Annotated in this window: 11 protein-coding genes; 2 read left to right on the forward strand and 9 right to left on the reverse strand. The window is 66.3% G+C overall.

What is annotated here, in order from left to right; genetic code table 11:
• Positions 1-76 precede the first annotated feature (76 nt).
• Entirely contained in the window at positions 77-1,504 is a 1,428-nt protein-coding gene (locus AS26_RS12400) for a helix-turn-helix domain-containing protein (protein WP_062310044.1), read from the forward strand.
• 3 nt (positions 1,505-1,507) lie between these two features.
• Here AS26_RS12400 and AS26_RS12405 read toward each other — a convergent pair whose 3' ends face one another.
• The 7 genes from AS26_RS12405 to AS26_RS12435 form a co-directional block, all read right to left on the reverse strand.
• Positions 1,508-1,909 (reverse strand): hypothetical protein, encoded by a 402-nt coding sequence (locus AS26_RS12405; protein WP_062310046.1) that lies wholly within the window; start codon positions 1,907-1,909, stop codon positions 1,508-1,510.
• A gap of 67 nt (positions 1,910-1,976) precedes the next feature.
• Positions 1,977-2,642 (reverse strand): response regulator, encoded by a 666-nt coding sequence (locus tag AS26_RS12410; protein WP_062310049.1) that lies wholly within the window; start codon positions 2,640-2,642, stop codon positions 1,977-1,979.
• A gap of 237 nt (positions 2,643-2,879) precedes the next feature.
• Positions 2,880-4,067 (reverse strand): methionine adenosyltransferase, encoded by a 1,188-nt coding sequence (gene metK, locus AS26_RS12415; RefSeq protein ID WP_062310052.1) that lies wholly within the window; start codon positions 4,065-4,067, stop codon positions 2,880-2,882.
• Between the two features lie 138 nt (positions 4,068-4,205).
• On the reverse strand, positions 4,206-4,967 hold the full coding sequence (locus AS26_RS12420; RefSeq protein ID WP_062310055.1) for a WecB/TagA/CpsF family glycosyltransferase: 762 nt from the start codon (positions 4,965-4,967) through the stop codon (positions 4,206-4,208).
• Between the two features lie 244 nt (positions 4,968-5,211).
• Entirely contained in the window at positions 5,212-6,396 is a 1,185-nt protein-coding gene (locus tag AS26_RS12425) for an MFS transporter (RefSeq protein WP_062310058.1), read from the reverse strand.
• Positions 6,393-8,135 carry a phospho-sugar mutase gene (locus AS26_RS12430; protein WP_245629762.1) on the reverse strand — a complete coding sequence of 581 codons (1,743 nt, stop codon included), beginning with the start codon at positions 8,133-8,135 and terminating at the stop codon, positions 6,393-6,395. Before AS26_RS12430 ends, AS26_RS12425 begins: the two co-directional genes overlap by 4 nt.
• A gap of 34 nt (positions 8,136-8,169) precedes the next feature.
• On the reverse strand, positions 8,170-8,991 hold the full coding sequence (locus AS26_RS12435; RefSeq protein ID WP_062310065.1) for a dienelactone hydrolase family protein: 822 nt from the start codon (positions 8,989-8,991) through the stop codon (positions 8,170-8,172).
• Between the two features lie 89 nt (positions 8,992-9,080).
• Here AS26_RS12435 and AS26_RS12440 point away from each other — a divergent pair, with 89 nt between their 5' ends.
• Entirely contained in the window at positions 9,081-9,578 is a 498-nt protein-coding gene (locus AS26_RS12440; RefSeq protein WP_062310069.1) for a MogA/MoaB family molybdenum cofactor biosynthesis protein, read from the forward strand.
• A 13-nt stretch (positions 9,579-9,591) separates the two neighbouring features.
• Here the strand turns inward: AS26_RS12440 and proC are convergent, their stop codons facing one another.
• Positions 9,592-10,410: a pyrroline-5-carboxylate reductase gene (proC, locus tag AS26_RS12445; RefSeq protein ID WP_062310072.1), complete on the reverse strand. Its 819-nt coding sequence runs from the start codon at positions 10,408-10,410 to the stop codon at positions 9,592-9,594.
• A 25-nt stretch (positions 10,411-10,435) separates the two neighbouring features.
• Positions 10,436-11,212: an alpha/beta hydrolase family protein gene (locus AS26_RS12450; RefSeq protein ID WP_062310076.1), complete on the reverse strand. Its 777-nt coding sequence runs from the start codon at positions 11,210-11,212 to the stop codon at positions 10,436-10,438.
• Positions 11,213-11,331 lie beyond the last annotated feature (119 nt).

The following is an 11,331-nucleotide window of genomic DNA, read 5'->3' on the forward strand; positions in this document are numbered from 1 at the left end:
GATGGAGAATTCCTTTGAATCTTGTCAAATCCATGCCAATATGTGAAACTTAATTCGGAAGCTAGAGGAAGTGGGTGTGGACGTGTCGATAGGAGAAGCCATCCGAACCCTCCGCACAGCGCGCGGAATGAGCCTGGCGGATCTGGCGAGCGACGCCGAGAGCCTCCAAGCCCTGGACGACTTGGAGTTTGGCCGGGCCCTTGCGCCGTATCCGCTGCTCATCCGAGTGGCGGATCGCCTCGGCGAGCCCATCGACCGATTGCTGGAGGACACGGATCCGCACGCCCTGCTCCAGGCGGCCATCCGCGTCGCCCAATACGACGTGGCCGCAGGACACCCCCATCGCGCTCGCGACATCCTCACGCACCTGCCGGAGGCGTCGTTCCACACGCGCAGCCTCAGCGAGTACCGGCTCACGCTCGCGCGGGCCTTGCGCGCCTTGGGCGACGAGGAGGAGGCGGTGGCGCTCCTCGTCCCGCTCGCGGAGTCGGCGCAAAGCGCGAATGATGCGCGCATGGCCTTCTACGCCCTGCGGGAGCTCGGCTTTGCAGAGTGCGATCGCGGCAACGTCCCCGGCGCCGTGCGGCTGTGGAAGGATGCCCTCGCGCGGGTCGACGCGCTTTTGGCCGCGCACGCCGTTCCACCGCACGAGTTGCGCGCGCTCGCCCTGGAGCTGTACCTCCACCTCGACGATCTCGACCCGCACGGCGAAGGCTTTGACGTGCCATGGCGGCGCTCGAGCTTGGACTCGCAGCCGAGGCTGCGGGCAACATTCGCCCCGGCGGACAGCGCAAAGCCGCTCTCCAGGCCCCCGCGAGCGCCGGCGGATCGGCCGTATCTCGCCGCCGCGGAGCGGATGGCGAACGCCGCCCCAGCGCTTTTCGCCGTGGCCGAGGAACTCGTCGCGGACGCCCTTCGCCACCTCGCCGTCGATCCGGCACATGCAAGGGCGCTCGCGGAGCAGGCGTCGATTCTCCTGTTTGTCGGGCGGCTCGCGGAGATCGAGGCATCCCTTCACGCGCGCCTGCTCGAGTCATTCCCCGGCGCAAGCCGCTTGTCCGCCCGGCTCCAGCGCGGATACCTCATGACCGCCATCTCACCCGGGCGCGATCTCGCCGCGTTTGCCGACGAGATCGCGCAGGCGCTGGACGAGGGCGAGATCGACCGCGCGTGCACCTTGCTCGAGAGCGCGAAGGCCGCGGCGGAGGAACTGCCGGACCTCGACGATCTCGCCGCGCGGCGGGCCAGGCTCAAGCTCGCTCTGCTCGACATGGAGGCCGCCTACGCCAAGCGGCCCCGCGAACGCGCGTCGCTGTGCAAGCGGCTCGCCGCCTTCGAGCAGTCGTTCCCCGAGTGGGGAGACGCCGTGCTCCGCCGCCGCGCGTGCCAACTCCTCGTCCGCTGGCTCGCCGAAGCGCGGGACTTCGAGGGCGCGCTCCGGTACGTGCAAAAGCTCGATGCGCTCTGCCGCGAGCCGCGCCCGCCGGCGCCGTTCGTCTTCTGAATCTCAGGGCGCCGCGCCGGCGCGGACGCGCCCGCGGATGTGGATGACGGAGATGCGCACCTCCGGCGCGGAACCCAGGCGGATGGCGGCCACCTCTCGCTCCGCCTGTGCCCGATCCGCCGCCTCGACAAAGGTGACTTCATACCCCATCTTCGGCGCCAACCGCTCGACGATGGCCCGCACCTCGTCCGCCGGCGCCACGCCAATCACCACTGCGCGCGCCACGGGCCGCCTCCACCGCGCACACGCCCTGCGCAACAGGCCCTCCACGGCGCCGCCGCAGCCTTCGGCCACCAAGATGAGCCACTCGCCGCCCTGCGGCCGCATCGCCGCCCCGCCCGCGAACAGTCCCGCCACGGCGCACGCCAAGTACACGGCCACCGCCACCGCAAACGCCAACCACATGCGGGCTCACCTCCTTGCCCCAGCGTATGCGCCAGAGCCAGAAGGGACCCTTGCGGCCGCCAGCCTGTCAGACGCGATCCGGCAGAATCCAGCGCTCTCTGTACGCGTGCAGCACGGCCTGGCTTCTGTCAGAGACGTTCAGCTTCGCCAGAATGTGCGACACGTGGTTTTTCGCTGTCTTGAGCGTGATGTGCAGCGACTCGGCGATCTGCTCGTTCGACTTGCCCGCGGCCATCTGACACAGCACATCGAATTCACGCGCGGTCAAGAGATCCTTCCAACCGTCGCTCGGCTTGGCATACCGCTCAATTTCGCCGAGCACCACGCGCATCACCTGCGGATGCACCATCGCGCGGCCCTCGTGCGCCTCGCGGATGGCCCGCAGCAGATCCTCCATCGGCGCGTCTTTCACGATATACCCGCTCACGCCCGCCCGCACCGCTTCAATCACCACGGGCGACTGCTCGTGCATCGTCAACACCACAATCTTCGGGCGCCAGGCGAGCATCGGCGCGGCCTTCAGCACGCAGAGGCCGTCGACCTCGGGCATCGTGATATCGAGCAGCAACACGTCGGGGCGCACGTGCTCGACGTCGCGCAACACCTCGTGGCCGTTCGCCCACACGGCCACCACCTCGATATCCGGTTCATACGCCAACAGATCCGCCAAGGTCAGGCGGTACTCCGCGTTGTCGTCCGCAATCGCGACGCGAATGGGCAGGTCGTTGATCATTCCATCCCCCTTGTTCAAAGCAACCCCGAATGTCCAATCTCTTCTTGCCCTTGATGATACCAGATTCCCACCGTGACGCGCGGCGTAAAAAAACGCCCTCCGGCAGGGCGCCGGAAGGCACACATCATGGGGTGTAAGGGTGATGTCACATACATTCGATGCCAAAAGCGTTGTTTGTGAGGGTCCACTGGCGACACGACAAACTTTTGTCAGCGCCGCCGATGCGCGGCCCGCTGCTCAGCTCAGCGCGAGACGGCGAATCTCCTCGACCTTGTCCGTCCGCTCCCACGGGAGATCGATGTCCGTGCGGCCGAAGTGGCCGTACGCCGCGGTCTGCCGGTAGATGGGGCGGCGCAGGTCGAGATCGCGAATGATGGCCGCCGGGCGCAGATCAAACACCTCGCGGACGATCTCGACAATCTTCTCCTCGCTCACCTGGCCCGTCCCATACGTGTTCACCGAGATGGACACCGGCCGCGCAACGCCGATGGCGTACGCGAGCTGGATCTCGCACTTTTTCGCGAGCCCGGCTGCGACGATGTTCTTGGCGACGTAACGAGCCGCATAGGCGGCGCTGCGATCCACCTTCGTGGGATCCTTGCCGGAGAAGGCGCCGCCGCCGTGGCGCGCGTACCCGCCGTACGTGTCGACGATGATCTTCCGGCCCGTGAGCCCGGCGTCCCCCTGCGGCCCGCCAATCACAAACCGCCCCGTTGGGTTGATGAGGTACTTCGTCTTCTCGTCCAGCCACTCCGGCGGGACAATGGGGCGAATGACGCGCTCAATCATGTCGCGCTCGACGGTCGCAAGCGTCGTCTGCTCGTCGTGCTGCGTGGAGATGACAATCGTGTCCACCCGCACGGGCCGATCGCCCTCGTACTCGATGGTCACCTGCGTCTTGCCGTCCGGGCGCAGGTAGGTGAGCTCGCCGTTCTTGCGCACTTCGGCAAGTCGGCGCGCCAGCCGGTGCGCGAGCGAGATGGGCAGCGGCATGAGCTCGGGCGTCTCATCGCACGCGAAGCCAAACATCAGCCCTTGGTCCCCCGCGCCGATCTCGTCGATCTGCGCGTCCGTCATGTGCCGGACCTCCAGGGCGCGGTCCACGCCTTGGGCGATGTCCGGCGACTGCTCGTCGATGGACGTGATGACGGCGCACGTCTCGGCGTCAAAGCCGAACTTCGCGCGGGTATAGCCAATCTCCGAGATGGTGCGGCGCACCACCTTCGGGATGTCCACGTAGCAGTTCGTCGTGATCTCGCCGATGACCAGCACAAGCCCCGTCGTCACCGACGTCTCGCACGCGACGCGCGCGAGCGGATCATATGTCAAAATCTCGTCCAACACTGCGTCGGAGATCTGATCACAAATCTTGTCCGGGTGGCCTTCCGTCACGGATTCCGAAGTAAACAGGCGTCGCTGTGCCAATCTGGAGCCTCCTTTGGCGCACAGAGGATTTGGCAAGCCAGGGGATCCCGCTTGTCCATCGCAAAACAAGCCTTATCGTAGTCGATGCCCTCTGGGCAGTCAAGGATTTTTCCTTGACAATCTTGCGGAAGGCTGCGATCACGGCGCCTCGCGCTTCGCGGGCGATGCGATGACCTTCAGCGCGAATTTCGGCAGCGCGAGCTGCCGACGAAACCGCCTGGGCTCCGTGATGAGCCTGTACAGCCACTCCAGATTCATGCGGCGAAACGCTTCCGGCGCCCGGCGCACGGTGCCCCCCCACACGTCGATGGAGCCGCCCACGCCCATGCCGACGAGCGGCGGCAGCTTGCCCATCACGTCTCGCAGGAACAGCTCCTGGCGCGGCTGCCCCATGCCCACGAGCAGCAGGTGCGGGCGAAACACTCGGATCTCTTCGAGAATCCGCCCGAGTTCCGGGTGCTGAAAATACCCGTGATGCCCCTCAAACGCGTGCGCGGGATACTGCGCTCGGAGTTTCTCCAGGCACGCGGCGAGCGACGCCTCGGTGGCCCCGAGGAGATAGACGCGGAGCGGCTGATTCCGCCGCATGGCCTCTGCCAACACCTGAGGCACGAGTTCCACGCCCGTCACGCGCTCAGGCACCGGGCGCCCCTGCCTGCGAGCCGCCCAGACGACGCCGATGCCATCGGCGGTGACGAGATCGGCCGAGTTGACGAGCCGCAACAGCGCCTCCTGGCGCTGGCACTGCATGACAAACTCCGGTCCGGCGGTCACCACCAGGTGATGGCCGCCGTCGCCCGTCCAGAACAGGATCTTTTCCACCGCCTCCGCCATGGTGATGCGGTGGAATCTGACGCCGAGCACGTCCACGACGTCCTTGGCAAATCCCTGCACAGCCACTGGCCCATGCCCCCATCATTCGTCGAGGTGTTCTTCGCCCATCGAGCCTCGCCTTCGCCCGCCGCGCTCACGACATGAGGCGCCGCACCATGAGCTCGAGGGCGATGGCCACGAGGCTGATGGCCGTGCACGCGAGCATGACGCTGGCAATCACGAGGTGAATGACGCGCACCAACCGCCCTTTCAACGTTCTGCCTCCCGACCGAATCCAGTTCGCCACCATCATGGCCAGATTCGGGCGAGCCTAAACCTCCTCGGCGTGGGCGGCGAGCCGCCGCTGATTCACGGCAATCACGGCCGCGTTCACAAGCAAAAGCGCCATGGTCACGTAGAACACCGAGCGGATCCCGTACATCGCGGCGACCTGGCCGCCAATGAGCGGCCCGACGAGGTTCCCGAAGAACGTTGCGCTCGAGTTGAACCCGTATGCGGTCGCCTGCTTGTCTTCCGGCGCGAGCTTTCGCACGAGCGCCTGCAGCGACGGCAGCATGCCGCCGACGAAGAGCCCGAGCAGGAATCGGCCCACGAGCAACAGCCACAGCGCGTGCGCAAGCGCCTGCGGCACAAACGCGCAGGCGGCGCCGAGGAGCGCGAGCAGGAGCACCCGCTCTTGCCCGACGCGATCGCCCACGCGCCCCAAGGTCGGCGTGCCGACGAGGTTGGCGATGCCGCTCGTCGCCACCACCAGCCCTGCGACGAGCGTGAGGTGCGCGCCGTGGTAGATGCTGCGCGTGAAGATGGTCACGATGGGCTCGATGCTCATCATGGCGAGCTGGGTCATGAACGAGCCGAGAAACACGGGCCACAGCCCGGCGAGGCTCTTCCAGGAGCTTCTCGCTCTCGCCCGCGCGCGGCGCGCCCCTTTCGGCTCGTGCACGAAGATCAGCACGATGAGGCTCGCCAGAACGAGCATCGCGCCCGTGAAAAAGAAGCAGCCGCGAAAGCCGAGCCATTCGGCCAAGATGCCCCCCACGAGCGGGCCGATGAGCGATCCGGCGATGTTGCCAGTCTGCAGCGTGCCGAGCGCGCGCCCGGCGTTCTCCGCCGGCGTCACCGAGGCCTGAAGCGAGATGGCCATGGCGATGAACCCGGAGAATACGCCGTTCACAAGCCGCAGGACCAACAGCTGCCACGGGGCCCCGACGAGCCCCATGAGCGCCGTCATGGCGCCCATCCCGAAGCCCGCGCGCAGGAGCATGGGTTTGCGCCCATACCGATCCGCGAGCGAGCCCCAGATGGGCTGAAACACGAACGACGTGACGAACTGCGCGGAAAACACCCAGCTCGACCAGTGGTCGATGCTTTGCTCAGTGTGCAGGCCGAGCTGGGCCAAATAGAGCGGAATGAACGGGATGATCTGGCTCATGCCGACAGCGGCGCAGAAGTTCGCGCACCACAAAATGACGAGCGTCCGCCGCCAAGCGGTCATTCCATGCGCGCCCTCGCCGTAAGCGCCTGGACCAGCTTGTCCAAGAGCTCGTCCCGCTCCGCTTCGCTCCGCCCGCGCACGCCGAAATACATCTTCATCTTCGGCTCCGTGCCCGACGGGCGGATGGCCGCCCAGTGACCGCCCTCAAAGATAAATTTCTGCACGTCGGAGACCGGCAGCGTCAAGGGCTCCTCGCGATCCGTCCCCGGGAAGCGCCGCTTTCGCTCGAGGTAGTCCTCCACCGCGACGAGCGCGAGCCCCGGCACCTCGAGCGGGCGTTGCCGCAGGTCCTGAAGCGCCCGCTTCATGCGCTCCACGCCGTCGTGGCCCTCGAGCTCCACGTTGACGAGCTTGTCGCCATACCAGCCGTACTGCTCGTACAAGGAGCGCAGCACGTCCACCAACGTCCGGCCGTGCGCCAAGTGCCAGGCCGCCATCTCGGCGATGACGAGCGCGCCCTGCACGCCGTCCTTGTCGCGGACGATGGGCGATACCAGATACCCGTAGCTCTCCTCGTATCCCGCGAGCAGGCGGTAGGTCCCGTCCGCCTCGTGGCGCGTGACGCGATCGCCGATGTACTTGAAGCCCGTGAGCGTCTCTTCGACGTGGACGCCGTAAGACTCCGCAATCTGCTTGCCCATGTCGGACGTGACGATGGTCTTGAACACGATGGGCGGAAGGCCGAACCCGCCCGTGTCGCGGTGCCGCTCGCACAGGTAGTGGACGATGAGCGCGCCCACCTGATTGCCTGTCAAAAGCTGCATGCGCCCGGATGCGTCGCGGACGGCGATCCCGACGCGATCGCAGTCGGGGTCGTTGCCCATGACAAGGTGGGCGCCGATCTCCTCGGCGAGCTTCACGCCGAGCGAGAGCGCCTCCTGCTCCTCGGGGTTGGGGCTCTTGACCGTCGAGAAGTCGCCGTCCGGCTCGACCTGCGCCTCGACGAGGTGGACGTTTGAGTAGCCCGCCGCGCGAAGCGCCTCGCGCACCGGGATGTTGCCCGTGCCGTGAAGCGGGGTGTACACGATGGACAGGCGGGATCGCTCGTCGCCGAGGCGCGGATCCCGGACTTCGCGCACCACCGTCTCGACGTATTTCGCACGAAGCGACGCGGGGATCATGGCGAAAAGCCCGCGCGCCTCGGCCTCGTCCCGCGACAGGTGCGGTATGGCGAACAGATCTCGGATGGTCTCCATGCGCGACTTGATGTCGCGCGCATCGTCCTCGAGAATTTGCCCGCCGTGCTCGTTGTACACCTTGTAGCCGTTGTACTTGGGCGGGTTGTGGCTTGCGGTGATCATGACCCCCGCCGCGCAGCCGAGATGGCGCACAGCAAAGGAGAGTTCCGGCGTCGGGCACACGACGGGCATCAGATGCGCCCGGATGCCGTGCGCCGCGAGCGTCAGGGCCACCGTTTCGGCGAACATGGCAGAGTTGTGCCGCACGTCGTAGCCGATGGCCACGCCGCGCCTGCCCGCTTCCTCGCCATAGCGCTCCTTCAGGTGAAGTGCCAGGCCCGCCGTGGCGCGCCGCACCGTGTACACGTTCATCCGGTTTAAGCCCGCGCCCATGATGCCGCGGAGTCCCCCGGTGCCAAAATCGAGGTCCGTCCCAAACCGATCCTCGATCTCGGCCTCGTCGCCGCGGATGCGCTCGAGTTCCGCGCGGAGAGCATCGGGCAGATGCGGTTGTTGCAACCACTGCTCATACGCCTGCTGCGCCTTTGTCACCGTGTCCATCCCTCCCAAGCCGCGCGCCTCACGCGCGGCAAATTCACACGCCTCCAGTCACCTGGTTGAAGAACGTGAGGACTTCTGCGAAGGCCGATCTCGCCGCCCGCGGGTGATACGACGCGCGGGTGTCGTTGAAGAACGCGTGGTGCGCGCCTTCGTACACGCGGTACTGGAAGTCCTTCCCCGCCCTTTTCATTTCTTCGGCAAACGACGGAACCGCGTCCGTGATGCGCGGGTCGAGCGATGCGTAGAAGCCGCGCACCGGGCACTGGATGTTCGGAATGCGGTCCACACTTGGCGCCTGGCCGTAAAAAATGACCGCGCCGGCGAGCTTTGGATCAAGCGTCGCGAGTCGCGCGGACAGCCCGCCGCCCATGCAGAATCCAATCGAGACCACCGGCTGTCCTTTCGTCATGGGATACGTTTCCCGCAGAAAGCTCGCCGCCGCGAGCAGGTGAGCGTTGTACGCGTCCAGATTCAGGCCGCCGAACAGCTGCCCAAACGTGTGGCGGACCGTCGTCCGCTCCGGCTCCGGCAGCGTCTCCAGGGCGCGATCCCGCGCCGATGCGTCGTGCCACGCCTGAGGCGGCACCGAATCGAGAAACCGCTTCACCGCCTCGATGGCCTCCGGCTCAAGCCCCGGCTTGCGCTTGCCGCCCTCCGCATACAGATCCGGCGCCAGCGCTACGTAGCCCGCACGAGCGAACCGATCCGCGACGTCCTGGATGTGGTCGTCCACGCCCCAGATCTCCTGAAACACGACGACGGCCGGTTGCCCGTCCGACAGCCGGTCGTGGTGGGCCAAGTAGCCTAGATACTCGCCGTTTGCACCGTACCGAACCCACTCCGTGCGCAGTGCCACGTTTGCCACCTCCACGGTTATTGTGTCACAGTGAGAGGAGAGGCTCAACATGGAAGCGTATGGATTCTACCACACAGAGGAGGTACATCATGGAGAAGCCAGTGCGCACAGCCGCCGTCATCACGGTGAGCGACTCCGCGAGCCGCGGCGAGCGCCAGGACGAAAGCGGGCCGCTCCTCGCGGCGCTCCTGCGCGAAGCGGGATTTATGGTCCGCCATGCGCTCGTGGTACCGGACGATCGCGCCCGCATCGCCGCGCGCCTGCGCGCGCTCGCGCTCGAAGGCGTGCACCTCGTCGCCACCACGGGCGGGACAGGCCTCGGCCCGCGCGACGTGACGCCGGAAGCGACGCGGGACGTGATCGAACGGGAGATTCCGGGCATCGGCGAGGCCATGCGCGCGTCCGCCTGGCCCACCAAGCCGCACGCCATGCTGTCGCGCCAGACGGCGGGCATCCGCGGCCAGACGCTCATCGTCAACTTCCCGGGCAGCCCTCGCGCCGTGGAGGAGGGGTTTCGGGTAATTGCGCCGATTCTGCGCCACGCGCTCGATCTCGTCGCGGGCATCACCGAGCACCGACAGGGCTGACGGGGCGCGCGGCTCAGCCCTCGCGCGTGTACTCGCGCCCCATCTCCTCCGCCCGAACGGCCGCCTGCCGCACCGCCTCCACGATGGCCTCATATACCCCGCGCGATTGCATGACCTGGACGCCGGCGTGTGTGGTACCGTTTGGCGAGGTCACGCGGCGGCGCAATTCGCTCGGGCTCAGATCCCACTCGCGCAACACGTGCGCCGTGCCGATGACCGTCTGCACCAAAAGCCGCCGCGCGAGTTCAGGCGTGAAGCCGAGGTCCACGGCCGCCTGCTCCATCGCCTCGAGCAGGTAGCTGATGAACCCGGGCCCACTGCCCGAGAACGCCGTGGCGGCGTCCATCAGCTCTTCCTCAATCTCCACCACCTGCCCGAGCCCCGCAAGCATCTCGACGACGCGGCGAAGCTTGTCCCGCGGCACGGTCGGCGGCGCCGACAGCGCGATGGCGCCCTGCATCACCGCCACGGGCACGTTGGGCATGGTGCGGATGATGTATGGGTGGCCGCCGGTGGCGCGCTGCATGGCCTCGATGGGGATGCCCGCGGCAAACGACAACAGCACCTGCTCCGATAAAAACGGCCGCAGCTGTTTCAAAGCCTCTATCAGGTCGTACGGCTTGACCGCCAAGATGACCAGATCCGCTTCCGCCGCCCGCGCCAACGAATCGGCAGGCGTAATGCCATACCATTCACTCAATTCCAACAATCGTTCCCTACGCGATCGATTGGAGACGAAGATGTCCCGCGGTTCGATCACGCCCTCTTCCACGATACCTTTGATAAACGACTCGGCCATCGAACCGGCGCCGAGGATGAAAAGCCGCTTCAACCCTCCACCTCCTGTGTGCGCGCCATCATCGCGAGCGGTCCACGTCCGTCAAGAACCGCACGGTTTCCCGAATGACCTCGGCCTCCCAGTGCCGGTTGTTGAACGTGTGATCCGCTTCCTCGATGAGATGGAGCCGCGCGCGTTCCCCATAGACCTCGTTTTGATATTTCAGCGACACCTCGTACGGAACGGCCTGATCCTCCATTCCGTGCAGGATAAGCACCTTGCCTCGAAACGGCTTGGCCCGCTCGAACGCGTCGATTTGTTTGAGATCCTCGTAGAGCCTGCGTCCGACGAGGTTTCCGCCGAGATCCACCACGTCCGCGTCGGCCGCCTGGCCGAGCGCCTGCGCCTGTTGTTCGGCGATCTCCGCCATATTCCCGGCCGGCGCGAGCAACACGAGCCTGTCCACCTTGTCCGGCTCGTCCCCCGCGACGATGGACGCGACGTACCCGCCCATGCTGAGGCCGATGAGGCTCACGCGCTCCGGATTAATGCGGGGATCCCGCCGAACCCAGTCCAGAATCGCCTTGGCGTCTCGAATCTCCGAAGAAGCCGTCATGTCCTGAAACTCGCCGTCGGAGTCTCCGCTTCCGGCGAAATCGAAGCGAAACGCCGCCACGCCCTCGGCCTCGAGCGCGCGGCTCAACTTGACAAACAGCTGATGAGGCTCGATGTGCGTACCCGTGAAACCGTGAAACAGAATCGCGGCAGGCACGGGGCGGTTTGCAGCCTCGTCCGGCACGTGCTCCATGCCGCGAAGGACGAGCCCCTCCACTTCGAGCTCGACGGCTTTCTGCATCCCAACACGCTCCCTTGACGGAATCGCCATGGATTTCCCCGAATGGGACTGTTTCCGCACTCCATGTTACCACGAAACGGCCGCCGGCGCTGGCCATGCTGGCCTCAAAAAATTCGCCC

Source organism: Alicyclobacillus sendaiensis NBRC 100866 (genome assembly GCF_001552675.1).
Lineage (GTDB): Bacteria > Bacillota > Bacilli > Alicyclobacillales > Alicyclobacillaceae > Alicyclobacillus > Alicyclobacillus sendaiensis.

Excerpts from the sequence above, each read along its gene's own strand:
- AS26_RS12430 (WP_245629762.1), bottom strand. The coding sequence starts at position 8,135 with ATGGACACGGTGACAAAGGCGCAGCAGGCGTATGAGCAGTGGTTGCAA.
- AS26_RS12450 (WP_062310076.1), bottom strand. The coding sequence starts at position 11,212 with ATGCAGAAAGCCGTCGAGCTCGAAGTGGAGGGGCTCGTCCTTCGCGGC.
- AS26_RS12410 (WP_062310049.1), bottom strand. The coding sequence starts at position 2,642 with ATGATCAACGACCTGCCCATTCGCGTCGCGATTGCGGACGACAACGCG.
- AS26_RS12440 (WP_062310069.1), top strand. The coding sequence starts at position 9,081 with ATGGAGAAGCCAGTGCGCACAGCCGCCGTCATCACGGTGAGCGACTCC.
- AS26_RS12405 (WP_062310046.1), bottom strand. The coding sequence starts at position 1,909 with ATGTGGTTGGCGTTTGCGGTGGCGGTGGCCGTGTACTTGGCGTGCGCC.
- AS26_RS12425 (WP_062310058.1), bottom strand. The coding sequence starts at position 6,396 with ATGACCGCTTGGCGGCGGACGCTCGTCATTTTGTGGTGCGCGAACTTC.